This is a genomic window from Alphaproteobacteria bacterium, assembly GCA_030739735.1.
Lineage (GTDB): Bacteria > Pseudomonadota > Alphaproteobacteria > UBA7887 > UBA7887 > UBA7887.
Genome location: JASLYQ010000009.1, coordinates 79,677 through 99,621, shown reverse-complemented (window position 1 = coordinate 99,621; position 19,945 = coordinate 79,677). Strand labels below are relative to the sequence as shown.

Sequence of the window (19,945 nt, the reverse complement as noted above, 5' to 3'; positions counted from 1 at the left end):
GTTTTGTCATCTCGTATTCCTCCGTTATCCGGCGGAATACACCTTAGCAACCTGTCCGATTTTCTGGGACCACCTCACAGTGAGCACGTTTCGTCTTGAATGCATATGCGTGCCAGCGTGTCATCCGCACGGGAATATGGAAAAGTTTTGCCGAGTATTTATGGATGAATTGCCATTCAGAATTTTATTTCAATCTCCGCCGACGAGGGACTTAAGCTTCGCCAACGCCGCCTCGCGGCCAGCAGTGAAGTCGCCCTCTATCCACCAGGTCTCGACGGTGCGCAAGAAGGCCCCGACATCAGGACCTGGCTGGACGCCGAGCGCCAGGGCATCTCGGCCGCTGATCGGAAGACTAGGAAGGTCCCAGCTTTCCGCCTGTGAGAGCATGGCAGAGAATGGTGCTTCGCCCCCGGCATCTGCTGCGCCAAGCAAGGCGAGTTCCCTGAAGCGCCGCTTGCCGAGACGGTAGAGCATGCGGCGAACCGCGACGGCTTCCATGCCGGCGTGTGGTCGCGTATCGGCCGTGATCAACTCACAGAGATGATCGGCATCGGTGCGGGACAGGCGCAGGCGTTCGGCCAGCGCCTCGGGCTTACTCGCGACCAATGCTGCCAGGCGTCGCACGGGATTACTGCCGTGCGTCCGTTCGATCGCGATCAAGGCGGCGAGCCGCCTGGGCCAATCCTTGCGCGTATGGGGCAGCAAATACCGGAATATCCCGCGGTCGGCCATCAATGTGAGCGTGGGTAAGGGATCATCAGCTGCGAGCAGCTTCAGTAATTCTGTCTGCACGCGCTCACCGGACAGGGTTTCCAGACTGCCGGCAGCGGTAGCGCAGGCGTCGAGTGCTTCGGCGTCCGCCTCGCCTTTGCCGTACCAGGCGAGGAAGCGAAAAAAGCGCAGTAGGCGCAGCACGTCCTCTTTGATGCGGCGTACGGCCTCACCGACGAAGCGCACCCGGCCGGCCGCTAGGTCCTCGGCGCCGCTGTGGGCGTCGTAAAGCGTGCCGTCGGCATCCAGGAACATGGCGTTGAATGTAAAATCGCGCCGTGCCGCGTCCGCCGCCCAGTCATCTGTGAATGTGACGCGGGCATGGCGGCCGAAGGTTTCAACATCGCGGCGCAGCGTAGTCACCTCAAAGACGCGACCTTGCGAGACCACGGTGACGGTGCCGTGGTCGAGTCCCGTGGGCAGCACCCGCAGCTCGGCGGTTGCTGCCAGCGCCATTACCGTCTCCGGTCGGTCCGGCGTGGCGATATCGATATCTGTGATGGCGCGGTCGAGCAACGTGTCGCGCACGCAGCCACCAACGAAGCGCACCGTCTCACCGCGCGCACCAAGCGCCGCCAGTACCGCTGTTGTCTCGGGCGCCGCCATCCACGGTCGCGGTGCGATTCGCGTGCTCGGCTTCATCCGCTAACGGTCAATATGACCAGGAACGATCCGCCCGTTCTCGAAGGCGGGTGGCACATAGATTCCACCGGGCTTCTCTCCCTGGGTCATACCCGTATAGATCAGGCCGGCCAGCACCAAGATCAGTCCGGCGGCGATCAGATAGGCCCAGGGGCCCTTGGCCAGTTCAGGCGGCGGCTGACCCATCGCTAAGGCCTTGCCGCGGCTTAGCCACCACCAGACGAGATAGGCCGCGATCGGCAGCAGCAGCGGCAGTAACTTGACCAGGATATTGCTCAAGGCCCCTCCTGCAGCACCTCGTGGAGATTCACCAGCATGCGAGCGGTGGCGCCCCAGATAGTGTGTTGGTGGTAGTTGACGACGTAGAACTCGCGGCGGCGGCCTTTGGCGATGGCCCGGCGCCGCTTGCGGTTTGCCGGGTCAAGCATATGGTCGAGCGGCACTTCGAAGGCTTCCGCCACCTCGAAGCTGTCGAGCACTAGGTCGCGCTCGATATCGAGTGGCGGTGCGACGAATCCGACTACGGGCACTATGGAAAAGCCAGTGCCGGTGATGCAGGTATCCAGCGTGCCCGCGATCTCGATGCGATGGCGCGGCAGGCCGATCTCCTCCTGCGTTTCGCGCAATGCCGTCTCTATCGCGTCGCGGTCGTGCGGTTCCGTACGCCCTCCTGGGAAGCTAACCTGCCCGGCGTGATCGTTGAGATGGTCGCTGCGGCGCGTGAGTAACACGGTCATGCCGTTCGCTCGGTCGATCAAAGGCATCAGCACGGCCGCCGCCACGGCCACAGTGCCATTCAGCGCCGGCTCTGCCGACGACGAGGCATCGATGACGCCAGCTGCCTCGTGCGCTGCCATGCGCTCGGTAATTTGCGCCCGCATGCTCAGATATTCTCCTCAACCGCGGACCCCAGCATAAAGAACGTGCCGGCGCTCCACACCCCGAGGGCGCCCATGGTGTCCTCTTCCGCCAGTTCCACGAGGTCGTAGAACACCGCGCGCGCCACCAGCGCCTCGAGGCCACGCACAGCGTCGATCATGACATAGGGCGAGGGCTCGCCGCTTTCGGCATCTATGGTGACCCGCAGGGGATGCGGGAGCCCGGCCACCACCGTAGCATCGACATTGGTATGGAATTGGAGACACTGATCGCGGCCGTTACCCAGCACCGTCATGGCTACGGCCACGAAAGGCGCGTCATCCACGCGGATGCGCGCTCGCTCGACCGGGGTCACCATCCAATACTCGCCGTCCGCTTCGCGCCGTAGCACCGACGCAAACAGGCGGACCAGCGGTTTGCGGCCGATCGGCGAGCCGTGATAAAACCACGTCCCGTCGCGGCCTATGCGGATATCGATGTCGCCGCAGAGCACCGGATCCAAGTCCACGCTCGCTGGCAAGGCATCGAGCCCGGACAGTTCCGACCTCTCACTGGTTGGCTTTCCTTCCATCCAGATACGTTAACCCAAAGCACGGGTCGCTAACAGGATGTCCGATTCTGCAGCCATCGATACTACTGACACCGGCGATGCCGTCGACCGAATCGACGCCCTTGGCAAACGTATGGGCGACGTTCACGATCACGTGGGCGAGTTTATTTTCGGCCAGGAGCGCGTCATTGATGAGGTCCTGATCACGATCCTATCGGGCGGCCACGCGCTGCTCGTCGGCGTGCCCGGACTCGCGAAGACGCGCCTGACCGAGATTCTCGGTACCGTGCTCGGCTTGGCCGAAAAGCGAGTTCAGTTCACCCCCGATCTGATGCCGGCGGATATCGTGGGCTCTGAGGTGCTCGAGGAGAGCGAGGCCGGCAAACGCGCCTTCCGCTTCATCAAGGGCCCAGTGTTCTGTCAGCTGCTGATGGCGGACGAGATCAACCGTGCCAGCCCACGCACCCAATCGGCGCTGCTACAGGCCATGCAGGAGCACGAGGTCTCGGTCGCCGGTCAGCGCCACACCCTCCCCGAGCCATTCCATGTTATCGCCACCCAGAACCCACTCGAGCAAGAGGGCACCTATCCGCTGCCCGAAGCCCAGCTCGACCGCTTCATGATGCAGATCGATGTCGGCTATCCTGACCTGGATGCGGAGCGAGTGATGGTGCTGGCGACCACCGGGTCTGAAACTAGCAAGGCCAAGGCGGTAATGGATGCCGACGAGCTGATGGCGGCGCAGCGTCTGGTGCGTCGCGTACCTGTCGGAGAGAAGGTGGTGGAGGCGATCCTCACCTTGGTGCGCTCGGGTCGGCCGGAGGACACGAGCATCGAGACAGTGCGCGAGTCCGTGTCCTGGGGCCCCGGACCGCGTGCGAGTCAGGCGCTGATGCTGGCAAGCCGGGCCCGTGCCATCATCGACGGCAGGCTGACGCCGTCGATCGACGATGTACTAGCGCTGGCGGCACCGGTCTTACGCCACCGCATGGCGGTGAGCTTTGCCGCGCGCGCCGATGGCATCACCATCGAGCAGGTGATCAAGCGCATGTGCGAGCCGCTCGGTTAAGGCGGCGATGAGCCTCGAAGCCAGGCGGGAGGCGGAGCGCGCGGCAGCTGGCCTGCCGCCTTTGCTAGTCGAGGCGCGTCGCGTCGCAGCGACCGTCCAGCAAGGGGTTCACGGCCGCCGTCGCTCGGGGCCGGGCGAAACGTTCTGGCAATTTCGGCGGTACGAGACGGGTGATCCGGCCGCGATGATTGATTGGCGGCGCTCGGCTAAGTCCGATCGCCTTTATGTGCGGGAGCAGGAATGGGAAGCCTCGGCCACTGTCTGGCTTTGGTGCGACGCTTCGCCGTCGATGAATTTCGCCTCGCAGGGCCTGTCGACCACTAAGCGGCACCGTGCCAATGTCATTTTACTGGGTCTTGCGGACCTGTTGTTGCGGGGCGGCGAGCAGGTAGCTCTGCTCGGTGAGGGCGGCCGGCGGCCGTTGCGGGGCAGTGTAGCCCTGGCACGTCTCGGCGAGGCCATCGCGCGCAACACCAGTGACGCCGATGGTATTCTCTCCCGCGAAGCCCTGCCGCGCCACGCCCAGATTGTGCTTATCGGGGATTTTCTCGATCCGCCCGAAGCTATCGAGCAGGTCGTGCGTGGGCTCGCCGGCGATGGTGCCGAGGGCAGCTTGGTGCAGGTGCTGGATCCAGCCGAGGAAAGCCTGCCTTATGCGGGCCGTGTCCGCTTTCAGGGCCTGGAAGGTGAGGGCAATCCCCTGATCAGGCGTGTCGAGGCGATCCGCCCCGCCTATCACGCGCGCCTTGCGGCGCAGCGCAACGCGTTGGCAACAATTTGCCGTCAGGTCGGTTGGCGTTTTCTCGGTCATCGTACCGACCATACGCCGGAAACCGCATTACTGGCGCTTTATCTAGGCCTTTCGGACGAAGTTAGCCGGCGCCGATGAGCTTGGCCGCGCTCAGTTTCGCGACCCCCTGGTTGTTGGCAACTCTGGCTGCGCTGCCGGTAATCTGGTGGCTGCTACGCGTCAATCCGCCGGCGCCGCGGCAGCTGGCCTTTCCAGCCGTACGTCTGTTGCTTGGGTTGCGCGAGACCGAGGAGACGCCGAGCTGCACACCGCTTTGGCTCTTGCTGCTGCGCCTGTTGCTTGCCGCCCTTGTCATTATTGCCTGTGCCGGCCCCCTGCTCGATGCCTCGCACGAGGCCGAAAGCGACGGCCCCCTGCTGCTGGTTGTAGATGACGGCTGGGCCGCAGCACCAACCTGGCAGACGCGCTTGGCACGTGCGGAGGCCTTGCTGGCCAAGGCTGAACGCCAAGAGCGGGCGGTCATGATCGCAACGACCGCCCCTGGCACAGCAAACCCCACGAGCGGTCTCATCACTGCGGCGGATGCCCTGGAGCGCGTTCTGGCTTTGGTGCCGAAGCCTTGGCCGGTCGACCGCGGCAGTGCAAGGTGGGCCGTGGCCGAAGCGGCTGAAGATGTAGGCGAAACCATGCAGGTCGCCTGGCTCAGCGACGGGCTAGCATCCGGCCACATGGCAGAGGACGGGAAATTCGTGTCCGCGCTCCGTGATATAGGTCCTCTGACGGTGTATGTTGCGGCGCAGGTCGCGCGCGCTAAGGTGCTGTTGCCACCGCGCGACGACCGCGAGATCTTGAGCCTGCGGGCGAGACGCGTGGCCGCGGGCGCGGACGAGGCCGTCGAGGTGCGAGCGCTGGCCTCCGATGGCCGTATCTTGGCGCGCCAGCGGCTGATCTTCGATGCTGAGGCTACCGCCGTCGAGGCAATTTTGGAAGTGCCGACGGCGGTGCGCAACGAGATCGCACGCCTCGATATTGACGGCGAGAGGAGTGCTGGCGCCGTGATCCTGCTCGATGAGCGCTGGCGCCGCCGTCCCGTCGGGCTAGTGTCGGGCGGCGGTAGCGAGCGCAATCAGCCCCTGCTCTCGGAGCTGTACTATCTGGATCGCGCCTTGCGGCCCTTTAGCGAGGTGCGGCTCGGGTCTATACCCGAACTGTTGGATAGCGGACTCTCCGTTCTCGTGCTCGCAGATGTCGCGCGCTTGGTCGGTCAGGATCAGACGCGTATCGAGGGCTGGCTCGACGCCGGGGGTGTACTGGTGCGTTTCGCCGGGCCGCATCTCTCTGAGGGCAGTGATGATCTAATGCCGGTGGCGCTTCGCCTAGGCGGTGGTCGCGCACTTGGCGGCACACTGACCTGGGAACAGCCGATGCCGCTCGACGCCTTCCCTGAGGCCTCACCTTTCGTCGGGCTTACCGTTCCCGACGATGTGTACGTCGAGCGCCAAGTGCTGGCCGAGCCTGGCATGGACCTGGTCGAGAAGACCTGGGCTCGGCTCGCTGACGGCACGCCGCTGGTGACCGCAGAGCGGCGCGGGAATGGCTGGCTCGTACTGTTTCATACCACCGCCAACGCGGACTGGTCCTCGCTGGCGCTGTCGGGACTCTTCGTCGACATGCTGCAACGGATCGTGGCTCTTGCGAGTGGTGTTGACGACGGTAGCCTGGCTGCCTATCTGACGCCCCTTTCGAGCCTCGATGGCTTCGGCAGGCTGGGGGCGCCGAGCGTGGAAGCGACGGCCATCGCAGGCGCCGACTTTGCCACGACCGAGGTTGGGCCCGAGCATCCACCCGGCGAATATGGTGATGGGCCGCGCCGTCGCGCTCTCAATCTGGCGCCCGCGACCCTGGCCTTGCAACCCATCGAGTCGATTGCCGGCATGCCACCGGTGCTCGATCTGGAAGCCCGGCGCGAGGTTGATCTGGCGCCCTGGCTTCTGCTCGTGGCCTATATCCTGGCCATGATCGACCTGGCCATCGCACTGGGGCTGCGTGGAGCCTTGCTGAGCCTGTCACGGGTTGGCGCGGCTTCGTCATTGCTGGCGCTTGCCGTGTTTGCGTTTTTGCCACCGGGCTCTCTGGCACAGGAGACGACGCTCGATGATGCGCGCATTGTCGAACTCGCTGAGAAAATGCACTTCGCCTATGTGGTGACCGGCGACGAGGAGGTCGATACGATCAGCCGCCAAGGGCTGAGCGGGCTGACGATGATTCTACGTACCCGCACCGCGGTGAAGGCCGGCCGGCCCTTCGGTATCAATCCTGGCCGTGACGAACTCGCTTTCTATCCCCTCATCTATTGGCCGGTAACGGACAATCAGGTGTCGCTCTCCGACGATGCTCTAGCCAATATTGACGCCTATCTGCGGGCCGGTGGCATGATCCTCTTCGATACTCGGGACCAGTCCCCTATCGACGTGTTGGGGCGGCGTATCGGCGGCCAGCAGAGCAAGTTAGCGACGATCCTGAGCGATCTCAACGTGCCGCCCCTGAGCCTGGTACCTGTGGACCATGTGCTGCGGCGCTCGTTCTATCTGCTCGACGAATTTCCTGGCCGATGGCGTAGCGGCGAGCTTTGGGTCGAGCGCTACGAGGGCGACGTCAACGACGGTGTTTCGTCTATCATCATAGGCGGCAATGACTATGCCGGCGCCTGGGCTCTCGACGAAGACGGTTATCCTCTCTACCAACTCGTGCCAGGCGGCCAGCGCCAACGCGAGCTGGCCTTACGCTTCGGCGTGAACCTCGCCATGTATGCCTTGTCGGGCAACTATAAGGCGGATCAAGTGCATATACCGGCGATTCTACGGCGACTCGGGCGGCCGGCGCCAGAGGTCACGGAGTAGCGTCGGTGGACAGCGCGATGGCCATTGTCTTCTCGCCGTTTCTGCCCTTCTGGCTGTTAGCTGTGCTAGCGTTGCCGACGCTTGCGCTGCTCGTGCTTTCGGCAAAGAACAAGATGCGCGGCTCCGGTTGGCGGACGTTGGTGGCGGCGGTTTTGCTACTCAGCCTGCTTGGTCCCTCTATCAGCCGCGAGCAGCGCCGGCCGCTGCCCGACGTTTTCGCACTGATCGTCGACCGCTCCGAGAGCCAGAATATCAGCGAGCGGCGTGCCCAGACGGATGGGGCTGAGGCCGCGTTGGTCGCGGCGCTCGGCAATCTGCCAGATCTCGAGACCCGGATCGCGGTGCTGCCGCAAAGTAGTGGCGCCGAGGGCACGCGCCTATTTGATGCTGCGGCGCGTCTGCTTGCCGACGTTCCGCCCGAGCGTCTGGCCGGTACCCTGCTGCTGACCGACGGCCAAGTACATGATGCACCCGTTGGCGATGGGGCGTTATCGCTCGGGCCGCTGCATGTGCTGCTCACCGGCGAGCCGGATGAGCGCGATCGCCGTCTGGCCCTGGAGCAGGCTCCGGGGTATGGCATCGTTGGCGATGAAGTGACCCTGATCGTGCGTGTGGTAGATGATGCGGTTGTCGGCGAGCCGGTGACGCTGCTGGTCTCGGTGGATGGCGGGCTGGAGCGCCATATGGCGCTGAGGGTCGACGAGGCGTCGGCCGTGACGGTGCCCATCGACCACGCCGGCACCACGGTAGTGGAGTTGGCCGTGGCCGCAAGTGACGACGAGTTGACGGTGCTCAACAACCATGTGGTGGCTGTGATCAATGGCGTGCGCGACCGCCTGCGCGTCATGCTGGTCTCGGGTGAGCCGAATGCCGGCCTGCGCAGCTGGCGCAACCTGCTAAAAGCCGACCCTTCGGTCGATCTCGTACATCTCACTATTCTACGCCCGCCCAACACCTCGGACTTGACGCCCGTGCGCGAACTTTCGTTGATCCCGTTCCCGGCAGATGAGCTCTTCGCCGCCGATCTCGGTAAGTTCGACTTGGTGATTTTTGACAGCTATCACCGGCGCGGCATTCTGCCCATGCTCTATCTTGAAAACGTCGTAGATTATGTTCTTGGCGGCGGCGCCGTGTTCGATGCGGCTGGTCCTGCCTTCGCTTCTCCGCTCAGCCTTGCCTCGACACCCCTTGGGACGGTGCTGCCGGCGCGACCCAACGGGCAGGTCCACTCCCAACCGTTCCTACCGCGGCTGACAGATTTCGGCTATCGTCATCCCGTAACAAATGTTTTGTTGGGAAATGGTTCGCAAAGCGACATGACGCCGCAATGGGGCCGTTGGTTCCGTCACATAGGCGCCGATCTGCGCGGCGGCATTCCGCTTATGCAGGGGCATAGCGAGATGCCCCTGCTGGTGCTCGAGCGCGTCGGCGAGGGCCGAGTGGCCCAGCTGCTTTCCGACCAATCCTGGCTCTGGGCCAAGGGCTTCGAAGGCGGGGGGCCGCAATCAGATATGCTACGGCGCTTGGTTCATTGGCTGATGAAGGAGCCGGACCTCGAGGAAGAGAACCTGGTGGCCGAGGCGCTTGATGGGCAGATCTTTGTTACTCGTCGCAGCTTGACACCCGTAGAAGGGGCCTTGTCCGTGATCGCTCCCGATGGTGCGCGCAGCATGCTGGCGCTGGAAGAGCGCGGTGACGGTACGGCCACGGTGCGCATCGCTGGGGCGCCACCGGGCCTCTGGCGCTTTACCCACGACGACCATGCTGCGATCGCCGTGCTCGGCAGTGCCGATAGACGCGAGATGGAAGACGTGCGCGCTACGGAGGCGGTTCTCGGCCCGCTTACCGAGGCTACGGGCGGCGGCCTAGTGTGGCTGGCGGAAGGTGGCGTGCCGACCCTGCGCAAAGTGCGCGCCGGACGCACCGCGGCCGGCCGCGGCTGGCTCGGCCTGGTCGAGCGCCGCCGCTACCTGGTCACCGGCCTCGATCAGCACCCGCTTTTGCCGGCCTGGCTGCTGCTAGCGCTCACCCTTGGCGGTCTGCTCGTTGCCTGGCGAACAGAAGGGCGTTAGTCGAAAAGATCATCCGGTGGATTTCGATGCTCTTGCGGAACGGGACGCACAGCCGTCGTGCTGCCGATCAGGGATCTGCGACCAAACACCATGGCTCTTCCCCCTTTTCCTGGATGCTTTAAGATCAGCGCTTAACCTCTTCCGGTAGCCAGATTGTCTCGTAAGTCTTTTGCAGTTCCTTCTCGCGGGCAATCTCTTCCGACATGGTCATCTTGGCGTATCTGGCTGCAGTCGGGCTGGTATGACCGCCAAGGCTGAGATTGGGGGCTGAAATAAGACGTTCGGTTGCGCGGTCGCATTCGGGACACAGAATTTTCGGCGTTTCAGACATGCTGTGATTCACTTGGTAGATCTTTAGGCAAGGCTCGCAGCGATACTCATACGTCGGCATGGCGGATCCCTCTTCGGGCTCAAAAAAAGGATGGCCAGGTAGCCCTGGCCATCCTCCGTGTAAGATTGACGATTAGCCGAAGTGTACGAACGGTACTTCGCGTCCGTATTCGTTCTTCGCTGTCTCCAGCTCCCAAAGGGCCGCGGCATTCTTGCCGAGGATCTGTGCCTTCACCTCATCGGTGAGTTGCGGATAGCCGTGACCGTCGATCAGCTCATCCGGAATGCGGAAGCGGCGGAACGCATCGATCTGCCACTGCGGGTTGCCCCAAAGCAGCGAGTCTGTGCCCCACATCACTGAGCCGGCGCCAAGGTCGCGGACCAGGGAGCCGAGCACGTGGGCGCACTCCACCGGACGGCCGGTGACGGTGGCGGCGAAGGTCGAGCCGATCTCGCAGAAGAGATTGTTACGTTGCGGCTTGAAGCCCTTCAACGCCCCTAGCTCGCCGTGATACGGCCAAGCCGAGTGGAAGGCGATAAAGTTAAGGCCCAGGAAGTCGTCGCATGCCTTGTCGAAGTCCTCGACATGGGCGTAGCGGGCCATGAACTGGCCGAACGGGATGCCCTTGTGGCAGCCGATGTTCTTGATGCCGAGCTCGAGACACTTCTCCCAAATCGGGTATGCACGCTCTTCGTCATCGAACCACCAGCCCGAATTCGGCGTCGAATCAAAGGTGTAGAGCTTGAGGCCAGAAGCGCCATCTTCCTTAACGTACTTCTCGAGCCGCTCGAGCGTCTCGGTCACACCCTGGTTCGGGGTCAGGCCACCGGCCAGCATTATTGTGTTTGTCGGGTTGGCCTCCTTGACCTGCTTTTGGTAGTCCATCGGCACCATGTCACGTCCGCCGTAGTCCTCGGCGAAGCCGAACGGATTGAACACGCCGATATCGGTCTCGCTGCCATCGAGCAGCATCTTACCGTAGTTCTCGATGTTCATGTCGTGGACGCCGTTCTCCATCCCGAAGGCTTTGCCCAGACCGTCGAGAAGGTCGACAAACCACATACCCTTTTGGGTCGTGTTCTCGCCCAGTACATACCCTTCGGGGCGGGTACAGACGTGGGTGTGCATGTCGATGACATACCCGGTCTTGCCGCGAATGGATCCCTGGACTTCCTCAAGGGCCGCGACTTCTTGGGCCTCTGCTTCGGAAACGTCAAAGAATCGCATTCCGGTGGCAGCATTGACCGCAAGCATGGCGCCAGTAAAGCCGAGTGCCGACTTGAAGAACTCACGTCGCGGCAGCTCGGACTTGGCCGCGATCTTTTCCATATGGTGCTGAACCTTGCCACCATCCTGGCCCGACCGGAAGAAGGCGGTACCTAGTTGGTAGGGGTCAGCCATATTTACCCCGTCCTCGACACCAAGTCCCTTAAAATTTCTAAGGACATCAAATTCCATCGCGTTTCCTCCCCTTAGTTTAAGCTGTTACGGGCCATCGGTGGATGCTGTGTCAGATGCGCAGATGAGTCGCCGACTCCCCATTCTGAGCGATCAAAATCATACGCTGCATCACCCAATCCCCAATCAGTATCCTCCTTAAAAAACCAAAATGGTAGCAGAAAGCGTAAGTGCGGCCGGCGTTGGCCGGCCGTGATGCCATGATGGCTACGTGTAGATGGAAGGTGTCGTGAGGGCTATTCGGCGGCTTGCGGGATTGATGAAGGCGGGGGCGAGGCGGCCGGCGCCGTGGGCTCCACTTCCGCCTTGCGCGCGGCCTGTCTGGGCAGGAAGACTGCCAGCAGAGGCGGCACGATCAGTAGGGTCAGGATGGCCGACAACGACAGCCCGCCAACAACCACTGAGCCAAGACCGCGATAGAGCTCGGAGCCGGCACCGGGGAATATTACCAGCGGCATCATGCCAAACACACTGGTCAGGGTGGACATGAAGATCGGTCGCATGCGGTTGCGCGTGGCCTCCAGTATGGCGTCACGCGTGGCCATGCCCTCGTCGCGCATGTGGTGCAGCGTCTGATCGACGAGCAGAATCGCATTGTTGACGACGATTCCGACAAGGATGATGAAGCCAAGCATAGTCAACATGTCGAGAGCCTGGAAGCCTCCGGAAGCGGCCATGTCCATGTATTGGTTGAGTAGGAACAGGCCAAGCACGCCGCCGGCGGTGGCGGGTGGCACCGAGAGCAGAATGACGAAGGGGTAGATAAAGCTCTCGAACAGCACTGCCATTAGCAGATAGACGATGACTACGGCCACGAGCAGGTTGGTCATCATGGCCTCGAAGGTGAGGTCCAGCTGTGCTGCAGAACCCGACATGCGTAAGCGTACGCCAGGCGGCAGGCCCTGCTCGGTGAGCTTGTCGATGATCTGGGTTTGCACGGTCTCGATCGCCGCCTCGAGGGGGATATCGGCGCGCGGGCTGATCACCAGAGTGATGGTGCGTTCGCGCTCCAAGTGTCGGATCTCGGTGGGGCCGGCGGTAACGTCCACGTTTGCCAGCATGCTGACCGGCAGGATGCGGCCGCTTTGGGTGACGACGGGCAAGTGCTCGATACTCTGGGTGCGGTCAATCTGGTCTTCCGGCCCGCGCAGGGTGAGGTCGATGCGCTGGCCTTCAACCGTGATTTCGGCCACGCGCAGGCCGTCGTTAAAGGCATCGATGCTGAGCGCCAGTTCGAGCGCGGAAACGCCGTTGTCGGCAAGCCGCACGCGATCGGGCACCACGCGCACCTCGGGCGAGCCGAGCTCCAGGCCCGGCAGTGGGCGCATCTGGTGGCCTTCGCTGCGCGGAAAGGCGGTGCCAACCAGACCGGCGGCGCTCTGTGCCGTGATCACCACTTCCTCAAGGTTGGCGCCGGAGATATCGAGCTTGATGGCACGGCCGCCACCGATGTCGCGACTGAACAGGCTTGGCTGGTTGAAGAAGCCGAAGGTACCGGGCTCGCCGAACAACGATCGCGACAGTACCGGGATCAATTCGGCCACCCGATTTGCCGTCTCAGGATAAGTGCCGGCGCCGAAGAAAGCGCGGCTGGGTAGGGCGACGAAGAAGTAGTTGCGGATCTTCGGCGGGCCATCTGCTTCAGGTGCTGGCCCGGTCACGCTGCCCCAAAGGTGACGGACGCGATCTTCCACCCTGAGCGCGATCTCGGTCATGGTGTCGAGATTATAGCCTGGTGGCGGCAGCATGATGCCGAAGATCAGGTTGCGATTGCCTTCCGGCAAATATTCCAGCTTTGGCAGGAAGTGATAGCTGGCGAAGCCCGTGCCAGCGACGATGCCCCCTGCCACCATTAGCGACATGAAGCGGCTGAGCGTGATGCTGCGCACGTAGCCCATGAGTATGCTCGCAAAGGCGCGGGCCAGAAGATCGACGAGCGGCAGCCGCAGGCGCGATTCCGTGATGTTGCTGCGCTTGAGCAGAGATTTTGACAGCGCTGGGATCATCGTTACTGAGACGGCAAGCGAGGCCAGCACGGCAACCGAGATGGCGACCGCGATGTCGCGGAAGAGCTGGCCAGCCTCAAGCTCCATGATAAGGATTGGCACGAACACCAACACCGTAGTGAGCGCGGAAACCATGACCGCGCTCCAGACTTGGGTGGCGCCTTTATAGGCGGCCTCGGCCGCTGGCAGGCCGCGTTCGCGGTAGCGGTAGATATTCTCCAACACCACGATCGCGGCATCGACCACCATGCCGACGGCGAAGGCGATGCCGGCGAGCGAGATTACGTTGATCGAACGCCCCAGCACCGCCATGGCGACGAAGGCGGCGACGACCGAGATTGGGATGGCGAGCGAGACGATCAGCGTCGCCCTTAGCGAGCGCAGGAAGATCATCAGGATGATCGCGGCTAGCGTGCCGCCAACCCAGATGTTCTGACGGACCAGCGAGATCGAGGACTTGATGTAAATGGTCTCGTCGTAGACGTGGCGGATGACCAGCCCGGCTTCGGGCAGGGTGCGCTCGTTGAGCTCTTCGATCGCGGCCTTGATGCCGTCCATTGTCTCGATAACGTTGGCGCCGGTCTCGCGAATGGCGTTGATGGCGAGCGAGGCCTCGCCGAGGAAGCGGATGGTTGCCCTGGGTTCCTTGTAGGCGTAAGCGATGTCCGCGATGTCGCCGACCGTGACCCGGCCTATGCGTCCGGTGGCTTCGTCGGAATCGCTGGTCAGCACCACCTGCTCGACCTGGGCGATGGTCTCGAACTCGCCCTCGGTGCGCACGGTATAGCGGCGCTTGCCCTCGTCCACCTCACCGGCCGAGACGGAGGCATTTGCGGCGCGCAGCGCCTGCACCACGCGCGGTACCGTCAGGCGGAAGCGGGCCATGGCGGCGGGATCGATGGTCACGCGCATCTCGCGCTGGCTGCCGCCATAGATATTGGTGCGCGAGACGCCTGGTACGCGTTCCAGGCGCTCCTGGATCACGTCCTCGACGAAATCGCCATAGGAATGGACCGCACGCTCATTGCCCTCTGAGCGCGTCAGGATGAACCAGGCGATGGGATTGTCAGATAGGCCGGATGTCGAGATGGTCGGACGCAGAGACTCGTCCGGATAGAACTCAACCTGGTCGAGACGATTGGCGACCAGCAGTAGCGTCCGGTCCATATTGGTGTCGATGTCGAACTCGAGCTTGACCTCAGCGCGCCCGTTCTGAGCCGCCCCCTCCATCTGCACCAAGCCTTCGATGCCCTTTAGCTTTTCTTCCTGGCGGTTCAGGATCTCGCGCTCTATCTCGAAAGGCGAGCCGCCCGGCCAGATGGTGGTGACGCTGATCAGCGGCTTGGAGACATCGGGCGCGAGCTGGATGGGGATGCGCTGCAGGGCGAGGAAGCCGAAGATCAGTACCATCATTACCGCGGCGATCACTGCGGTCGGTCGCTTGATGGCGCCGTCAATCAGGTTCATCTAGCTGTCTCCGCCGGCCTCGGCCGCCGTTTCCGGCTCTTCCGGCGGCAAGATCATGACTTCTTGGCCCGGGCGCAAACGCTCGTTGCCGCGCACCACGACCTGCTCGCCCGGGGCCAGGCCATCCAGCACCACGAAGCGCGGGCCGACGGCTTCGCCAAGCTCGACGGGCCGAATCTGGGCAATGTTCTCGACCGTCACAACATAGACTAGTGACAAACCCTGGCGCTTGAGAACCGCGTCCTTGTGCACGCTGACCACTTGGCGGGGCGCGCCGAGCGGTAGCCAGACCGCGAGCGATTCCCCGACTGCGTTGGCAATCTCGCCTCCGTTGGGGACGGGTGTGAAGCGCACCAGCCGCGTTCGTGTTAACGGGTTTTCCTCGGCGCCAAGGGCCCGCACGATGGCCTGATGCTCACTGCCATCAGCGAGGTTGACGCTGACCATGGTGTCGGGCGCCAGGCCGGGGATGCGGTTGTAGGGTACGTCGGCCTCGATCTCGAGATCATCCTGATTGACCAGCGAGACCACCGGATCGCCGACGCGGACATAGGCGCCGGCCTCGGTATGGCGCCGGCTGACCACACCGTTGTACGGTGCTTTGAGCCTGCCGTGGCGCAGGTCGTCCTCGGCTAGTTTGAGGGCGGCACGTTCGCGCGCCAGAACCGCCGCGGCTGCGGCGACCGTGCCTTCGGCGATGGCCACGTCCTGTATCGCGTTGTCGTAGCGTGCCTGGTTGAAGGCAGCGGAGCTGCGTATGCCTTCAAGGCGCGTCAACTCCGCCTTCTTCTTTGAGAGCTCGGAATTGGCGGCCGCCAAGCGTCCTTCCATCTCGCGTGCTGTGGCCCGGGCCAGGTCGCGCCGCCAGCTCAGGCGGTCGACGTCGAACACCGCGAGCACGTCACCGGCAGTGACGTGGTCACCGATTTGCACCGTCATCTCGGTGATGGCGCCTTCGGTGCGTGCGGCCACGGCGCCGGCCTGCCTGGCGACGAAGCGCCCGGCCACCGGCACGGTTTGCGATAAAGGTTCTGCTAGCACCGTATCCACGCCCACAGGCGCAGTGTTTTGCGCCGTTGCCGTAGTGGCCACCGTCAGGATAATTGCTGACACGAGCGCACCATGCGCGCGATTGCCGATCCAGAACCGCATATGTGTGATCTTGCGTTTGGTTTGCCGTCGATAATGGCTTTGGCAGTTGTCGCGGAAAATATCAAACGCTTGTTCGATTACAAGTCCGGGGATCGATTCAATAATCCACGGGCACCACGTCGAGACTGCGCCAGAGATACCAGACAGCCACGGAGCGCCAGGGCCGCCAAGGCTCCGCGAGGCTATACATGCGTTCCGCGTCGGGCCGCTCGCCGTCAGTATAGTGGTTGCTGAAAGCCCGTTGCACACCGATATCGGCAACCGGCAGCACATCGGGGCGCAGCAGGTGGAAGATGAGAAACATCTCAGCTGTCCAGCGGCCGATGCCCTTGACTTGCACCAGGCGTGCGATGACGGTCTCGTCAGCGAGCTCCGGCCAGGCCGCGACTTCCAGCGATCCGTCGAGAAAGTGTTCAGCTAGGCTGATCAGGTAGCTGCTCTTCTGGCGCGACAGGCCGCAGGCGCGCAGGTCGTCGATACGGTACGCGACGACCAACTCGGGCCTGGCGGCGCCGAGTTTGGTCATGAGGCGTTGCCAGACCGCTTCGGCCGAGGCGACAGAAACTTGCTGGCCGACGATTGATCGCGCCAACGAGAAAAAGGCATCGCGCCTGGGCAGCAATGCCCCGTCCCCAGCCGCCGCGATCAGTCGCGACATGACTGGATCGCAGGCAGACAGGGCATCGCGGGCTTCAACCCAATAGGGGGCTGGCGCGACGTCCGCTTCGGGCAGGTGTTTCGACGACATGGAACTGGGATCGCCTATTCCGGCAGCGCTGTCGAGTCCGAAAGCGGGTGCTATGGTCGGGCCGCTGATCAAGGAGAAGCTCATGACCCCCGAAGAGTTCCGCGCTGCCGCCCATGACATGGTTGACTGGATGGCTGACTACATGGCCGGCGTTGAGGCGCAGGTGGTGTGCCCGCGTCTCGTGCCCGGCGATATATTGGCACGCTTGCCCGCCGCGCCGCCCGAGCAGGGCGAGCCGATAACCAGCATCTTCGCCGACTTCCAGACGCTGATCGTGCCCGGCATGACCCATTGGCAGCATCCGTCGTTCTTCGCCTATTTCCCCGCCAATTCCTCGCCGCCATCGGTACTGGCGGAAATGCTGACCGCGACGCTCGGGGCTCAGTGCATGAGCTGGCAGACTTCACCCGCCGCGACTGAACTCGAGCAACGCGTGATGGAATGGATCCGCGAGATGATCGGGCTGCCGGGAAATTTCTCTGGCGTCATCCAGGACACGGCTTCGACCGCAACTTTGTGCGCTTTGGTCACCGCGCGCGAGCGCATCACCGCCGCGCGCGGCAACGACGGCGGCGTGGCGGATGAGGGGGCGTTTTGCGTCTATTGTTCGAGCGAGGCGCATTCGTCTGTTGAGAAGGCGGTGAAGATTGCCGGCATGGCGCGCGCCAACCTGCGCAAAGTTGCCGTCGACGACGCCTTTGCCATGCGCGCCGATGCCCTGGGAGAGGCGATCGCGGCCGATATCGCTGCCGGCCGGCAGCCGGTTGCGGTGGTGGCGGCGCTCGGTAGCACGGGCTCGGGCGCTATCGACCCCTTGGGCTCGATCGGTACGCTTTGCACTCGCCATGGGATCTGGCTGCATGTGGACGCGGCCTGGGCTGGCAGCGCCCTGATTCTGCCCGAGCACCGCGCGATGCTCACCGGTATCGAGAGCGTCGACAGCTTCGTCTTCAACCCGCACAAATGGCTGTTCACCAATTTCGACTGCTCCGTCTATTTCGTGCGCGACACTGCTGCCCTGCTTGGCGCGTTTGCCATCCAGCCGGAGTATCTTAAGACCCGCGAGGACGTGGCGGTGCACAACTATCGTGACTGGGGTATCCAACTCGGACGCCGCTTTCGCGCTCTCAAGCTCTGGTTCGTCATCCGCAGCTATGGCGTCGAGGGACTGAAGGCGCGTATCGCTGACCACATCGCGCTGGCCGAAAACCTGGCGGCCTGCATTGATGCTGCGGCCGATTTCGAGCTGTTGGCGCCACGCTCTCTGGCGCTGCTCTGCTTGCGTTGGCATCCGCCTTGGTGCGACGACGAAGACGAGCTCGACCGGCTCAATGCGACGCTGATGGAGCGCGTCAACGATACCGGCAAGGCGTACCTCACCCACACGCGGCTTGGCGGGCGCTATACCATCCGCGTCTCGATCGGCCAGACCAACACCGAGGCGCGGCACGTCGACGCCTTGTGGCAGCAGCTACAAGAACAGGCAGCAGCGCTTTAGGATACCGGGGCGGGGCAGGTCGGCGTGGCGGCGGCGAGGTCGCTGATGAGGCGGACGAAGAGAGCTGCCAGCGCCTGATCGAATGCGGCGGCGGTGGAATCGACGGTGAGCGCCAGCGCAACCTGCTCCGCACGATAGGTACGGTTGAGCAGGATGGCCGCATCATTGACCCGTTCTAATTGGAACTGGACCTCGATCACCGCGGTTGAGGGCTGGCCGCCGGATACCACGTGCTCCATGCGGCGCAAGTTCGCCGACAGCTCGCAGCCGGCGCGGTGGCGTGCATCGCCGAGCGCGATAGACGGCGCTATGTTGGCCTGCTCCAGATAGACCACCAGGGAATCGCGCAACATCACCGGCGGGATCTCGATCCAATAGTGATAATTGTGCTGCTCGAGCCGGTTCGGGTGTTCTAGGGTGGAGAAGAGGATCGGCCGTTGACTGACTAGGCCGTCGGCTCGTAGGCGATTGACCGCCAGTGAGCCCTCGATCGGTGGCGTCGCGAAGCGCTGTGTCGGGCTGCCGCCGCTAAGGCGATAGAACTGGTCGCGCGGCACTGGCGGCGCGCTGCAGGCTGCGACCATAAGTGCTAGCACTGCCACTAACGATGCCAGAGTTCGCAATCCCCGCGGTATTTCTCTTTCCTCTCTCACTGCTCAGCGCCGGCTTCCAAGGCCTCTTCGGCGGCGCTAGCACCTAGCAACAGGCCCGGGTTGATCCGGATTTGGCGGCTGAACTCATACATATTCCGACTCGTACCTTCCAGATTGTATGTTACTGCATCGATACGTTCAGCAATTGTCTCTACCGTATAGCGCATATCGACGATGGAGCCTTCAAGGTCAGTCTTGTTGTCAGATATCAGGGCGTGGATTTGCTCAACTACCACACGGGTGTCGTTGCCAAGGATACGCAAATCGGCGCTGGTCTTGGCAAGGTCCTCGGTCAGGGTCTCGACGTTGGTGAGCGAACGTGTGACGGAGCGGGCGTTTTCGTCGTTGAGAAAAAGGTTGGTGCGCTCAATGACCGCATTAGCCGCGAGCGCCATGCCGTGGGCTTCTGCCGACAGTGCCTGCGCCTCGGCCTGCAACACCAGCGGCAGGGATTCATAGCTGGCGGTAATGCGCACCATGTCCTCGGCCACCCAGCGTTTGATGGCGGCCATGGTGGCGGTGGCCTCGACCATCAAGGCGCGAGCATTCTCGATCACGTCCTGGCCGCTGGAGACCAGGCCCGGCAGCGCTGCGAGGCCGCTGGTGGTACCACCGCGGATGTGTCCGCCCGGCCGGATCAGTGTCGTGGAGCGTCCGGCCCTGATCGACAGCGCCCGGCCCGAGAGCAGATTGGGCTGGACGATCAGAACCTCGCTGTCATCGGGGATGGAAAGATCGGCGCGGACGCTTAACGCGACGCGAAACTCGGTGTGGTCCCCGACAGTGATCGGCGCGATATGCTCGATTTGTCCAGCCTGGAAGCCTTCAAAGAACACTGGTGTGCCGAACTTGAGGCCACTGACATTGGCATAGACGGTTTCATATGACTCCGCGTGCTCACCGCGGCCGGCGAGCACGGTAAGCAGGCCGATCAGACCAGCCAGCAAGATCACGACGAACAGCCCCACGACAAAGTAACCGACCCTATTCGCCCCCAT

At 63.1% G+C, this 19,945-nt stretch carries 16 protein-coding genes; 5 read left to right on the top strand and 11 right to left on the bottom strand.

Going from position 1 to position 19,945, the window contains the following annotated elements:
- Positions 1–189: 189 nt before the first annotated feature.
- Genes QF629_06520 through QF629_06505 form a run of 4 tightly spaced genes read right to left on the bottom strand, consistent with a single transcriptional unit; the run spans position 190 to position 2,863 of the window.
- Positions 190–1,377, bottom strand: a complete 1,188-nt coding sequence (locus QF629_06520) for a CCA tRNA nucleotidyltransferase (GenBank protein ID MDP6013184.1) — start codon at positions 1,375–1,377, stop codon at positions 190–192.
- 39 nt (positions 1,378–1,416) lie between these two features.
- The gene (locus QF629_06515; protein MDP6013183.1) at positions 1,417–1,692 is read right to left on the bottom strand and encodes a DUF6111 family protein; all 276 of its coding nucleotides are present in this window, start codon (positions 1,690–1,692) and stop codon (positions 1,417–1,419) included.
- Positions 1,689–2,294: a CoA pyrophosphatase gene (locus QF629_06510; protein ID MDP6013182.1), complete on the bottom strand. Its 606-nt coding sequence runs from the start codon at positions 2,292–2,294 to the stop codon at positions 1,689–1,691. The genes QF629_06515 and QF629_06510 overlap by 4 nt, the downstream gene beginning before the upstream one ends.
- Positions 2,295–2,296: 2 nt before the next feature.
- Complete coding sequence (locus QF629_06505; GenBank protein MDP6013181.1) at positions 2,297–2,863, bottom strand: DUF1285 domain-containing protein; 567 nt, start codon at positions 2,861–2,863, stop codon at positions 2,297–2,299.
- Between the two features lie 37 nt (positions 2,864–2,900).
- Between QF629_06505 and QF629_06500 the strand changes: the two genes are divergently transcribed.
- Genes QF629_06500 through QF629_06485 form a run of 4 tightly spaced genes read left to right on the top strand, consistent with a single transcriptional unit; the run spans position 2,901 to position 9,634 of the window.
- On the top strand, positions 2,901–3,911 hold the full coding sequence (locus tag QF629_06500; GenBank protein ID MDP6013180.1) for a MoxR family ATPase: 1,011 nt from the start codon (positions 2,901–2,903) through the stop codon (positions 3,909–3,911).
- A gap of 7 nt (positions 3,912–3,918) precedes the next feature.
- Positions 3,919–4,800, top strand: coding sequence for a DUF58 domain-containing protein (locus QF629_06495; GenBank protein MDP6013179.1), 882 nt, complete (start codon positions 3,919–3,921; stop codon positions 4,798–4,800).
- Entirely contained in the window at positions 4,797–7,562 is a 2,766-nt protein-coding gene (locus tag QF629_06490) for a DUF4159 domain-containing protein (protein ID MDP6013178.1), read from the top strand. The genes QF629_06495 and QF629_06490 overlap by 4 nt, the downstream gene beginning before the upstream one ends.
- A gap of 5 nt (positions 7,563–7,567) precedes the next feature.
- Positions 7,568–9,634 (top strand): hypothetical protein, encoded by a 2,067-nt coding sequence (locus QF629_06485; protein MDP6013177.1) that lies wholly within the window; start codon positions 7,568–7,570, stop codon positions 9,632–9,634.
- Between the two features lie 124 nt (positions 9,635–9,758).
- Here QF629_06485 and QF629_06480 read toward each other — a convergent pair whose 3' ends face one another.
- The 5 genes from QF629_06480 to QF629_06460 all read right to left on the bottom strand — a co-directional run bounded on the left by QF629_06480 (position 9,759) and on the right by QF629_06460 (position 16,880).
- Positions 9,759–10,025 (bottom strand): zinc ribbon domain-containing protein, encoded by a 267-nt coding sequence (locus QF629_06480; protein ID MDP6013176.1) that lies wholly within the window; start codon positions 10,023–10,025, stop codon positions 9,759–9,761.
- Positions 10,026–10,097: 72 nt separating this feature from the next.
- Complete coding sequence (locus QF629_06475) at positions 10,098–11,423, bottom strand: amidohydrolase family protein (protein MDP6013175.1); 1,326 nt, start codon at positions 11,421–11,423, stop codon at positions 10,098–10,100.
- A 236-nt stretch (positions 11,424–11,659) separates the two neighbouring features.
- Entirely contained in the window at positions 11,660–14,896 is a 3,237-nt protein-coding gene (locus QF629_06470; protein MDP6013174.1) for an efflux RND transporter permease subunit, read from the bottom strand.
- Positions 14,897–16,048, bottom strand: a complete 1,152-nt coding sequence (locus QF629_06465) for an efflux RND transporter periplasmic adaptor subunit (protein MDP6013173.1) — start codon at positions 16,046–16,048, stop codon at positions 14,897–14,899. It abuts the gene before it with no gap.
- 97 nt (positions 16,049–16,145) lie between these two features.
- Positions 16,146–16,880: a DNA-3-methyladenine glycosylase gene (locus tag QF629_06460; GenBank protein ID MDP6013172.1), complete on the bottom strand. Its 735-nt coding sequence runs from the start codon at positions 16,878–16,880 to the stop codon at positions 16,146–16,148.
- On the opposite strand from QF629_06460, the gene QF629_06455 reads away from it, so the two are divergent.
- Positions 16,879–18,294: an aminotransferase class V-fold PLP-dependent enzyme gene (locus QF629_06455; protein MDP6013171.1), complete on the top strand. Its 1,416-nt coding sequence runs from the start codon at positions 16,879–16,881 to the stop codon at positions 18,292–18,294. The two genes, QF629_06460 and QF629_06455, sit on opposite strands and share 2 nt — an antisense overlap.
- On the opposite strand, the gene QF629_06450 is transcribed toward QF629_06455, so the two are convergent.
- A complete protein-coding gene (locus QF629_06450) occupies positions 18,291–18,896 on the bottom strand; it encodes an ABC-type transport auxiliary lipoprotein family protein (GenBank protein ID MDP6013170.1) in 606 nt (201 codons plus the stop codon). The genes QF629_06455 and QF629_06450 overlap by 4 nt on opposite strands.
- A gap of 47 nt (positions 18,897–18,943) precedes the next feature.
- Positions 18,944–19,945 carry an MlaD family protein gene (locus QF629_06445; protein ID MDP6013169.1) on the bottom strand — a complete coding sequence of 334 codons (1,002 nt, stop codon included), beginning with the start codon at positions 19,943–19,945 and terminating at the stop codon, positions 18,944–18,946.

Bases quoted from the DNA above. Each gene is read 5' to 3' on its own strand.
- QF629_06455 (MDP6013171.1), top strand. From the start codon at position 16,879: ATGACCCCCGAAGAGTTCCGCGCTGCCGCCCATGACATGGTTGACTGG.
- QF629_06470 (MDP6013174.1), bottom strand. From the start codon at position 14,896: ATGAACCTGATTGACGGCGCCATCAAGCGACCGACCGCAGTGATCGCC.
- QF629_06495 (MDP6013179.1), top strand. From the start codon at position 3,919: ATGAGCCTCGAAGCCAGGCGGGAGGCGGAGCGCGCGGCAGCTGGCCTG.
- QF629_06475 (MDP6013175.1), bottom strand. From the start codon at position 11,423: ATGGAATTTGATGTCCTTAGAAATTTTAAGGGACTTGGTGTCGAGGAC.
- QF629_06510 (MDP6013182.1), bottom strand. From the start codon at position 2,294: ATGCGGGCGCAAATTACCGAGCGCATGGCAGCGCACGAGGCAGCTGGC.
- QF629_06445 (MDP6013169.1), bottom strand. From the start codon at position 19,945: ATGGGGGCGAATAGGGTCGGTTACTTTGTCGTGGGGCTGTTCGTCGTG.
- QF629_06460 (MDP6013172.1), bottom strand. From the start codon at position 16,880: ATGAGCTTCTCCTTGATCAGCGGCCCGACCATAGCACCCGCTTTCGGA.
- QF629_06480 (MDP6013176.1), bottom strand. From the start codon at position 10,025: ATGCCGACGTATGAGTATCGCTGCGAGCCTTGCCTAAAGATCTACCAA.
- QF629_06490 (MDP6013178.1), top strand. From the start codon at position 4,797: ATGAGCTTGGCCGCGCTCAGTTTCGCGACCCCCTGGTTGTTGGCAACT.
- QF629_06505 (MDP6013181.1), bottom strand. From the start codon at position 2,863: ATGGAAGGAAAGCCAACCAGTGAGAGGTCGGAACTGTCCGGGCTCGAT.
- QF629_06520 (MDP6013184.1), bottom strand. From the start codon at position 1,377: ATGGCGGCGCCCGAGACAACAGCGGTACTGGCGGCGCTTGGTGCGCGC.
- QF629_06465 (MDP6013173.1), bottom strand. From the start codon at position 16,048: ATGCGGTTCTGGATCGGCAATCGCGCGCATGGTGCGCTCGTGTCAGCA.
- QF629_06500 (MDP6013180.1), top strand. From the start codon at position 2,901: ATGTCCGATTCTGCAGCCATCGATACTACTGACACCGGCGATGCCGTC.